A 413-nucleotide genomic window follows, 5' to 3' on the forward strand; every position below is an offset into this window, starting at 1 on the left:
GTAATAGGGCAGCTCATTCATCTGCCTTGCGACGACCTCAGCAATCTCCCTGCGGCCGTAACCGATATTGACGCACCAGAGACCGGCGAAGCCGTCGAGATATTTCCTGCCTTGACTATCGAAGATATAGACGCCCTCACCGCGCTGAATGATGCGCGCTCCCTCGGCATTCAGCTTCTTCATGTCGGCGAAGGGGTGCAGGTGGTGCGCGGCGTCGATCGCGGCAAGGTTCGAGAGCGGGTAAGTATCGGGCATGACTGGTAAAAAACCCTCGCGGATTGAAAGGCTGCTTTCGATGAGATAGGAGCTTGGCCTTGTCCCGGAGGATTTTCAAGGTCATGGCGAGCGACAGGATGGACGGCAAGGCCGATGCGGATCCGCGTTTCGAGATCCTGATCGTCGGCATGAATGGC

At 57.4% G+C, this 413-nt stretch carries 1 protein-coding gene; it reads right to left on the reverse strand.

Annotated elements, in window-relative coordinates:
* A partial coding sequence (locus AC5ZG1_RS44530; RefSeq protein ID WP_496136588.1) for an aminotransferase class III-fold pyridoxal phosphate-dependent enzyme occupies positions 1 to 255 on the reverse strand: 255 nt, incomplete at its 3' end.
* Positions 256 to 413 lie beyond the last annotated feature (158 nt).

Source organism: Bradyrhizobium sp. Leo78 (assembly GCF_059512425.1).